The sequence below is a fragment of the Methylobacterium mesophilicum genome (genome assembly GCF_022179445.1).
GTDB lineage: Bacteria > Pseudomonadota > Alphaproteobacteria > Rhizobiales > Beijerinckiaceae > Methylobacterium > Methylobacterium mesophilicum.
In genome coordinates this window covers 1-255 of sequence record NZ_BPQU01000142.1, presented here as the reverse complement: position 1 = coordinate 255, position 255 = coordinate 1, and the positions used below count along the sequence as shown (strand labels likewise).

At 78.0% G+C, this 255-nt stretch carries 1 protein-coding gene; it reads right to left on the bottom strand.

The window, feature by feature from the left end:
• Positions 1-255: autotransporter-associated beta strand repeat-containing protein (locus MFF40_RS28550; protein ID WP_238263193.1), on the bottom strand; the 255-nt coding region annotated here is incomplete at both ends.

Genomic DNA, 255 nt, shown 5'->3' with positions numbered 1-255 from the left:
CGGTGCCGCCGTCCCCGACCTGGAGGGTGCCGGCCGCGATGGTGGTGCCGCCGGTATAGGTATTGGTGCCGGCGAGGGTGAGCGTGCCGGCGCCGGCCTTGGTCAGGCCGCCGGTGCCGTCGAGGGTCCCGGCGAAGGTGGTGGAGCTGTTGTCGCCGCCGGCGGTGAGGCGGGCGGATCCGAGCGCGACGCGGCCCTGCCCGGCGAGCGAGCCGACGGTCTCGCCGTCGGCGAGCGCCAGGGTGGCGCCGGCGC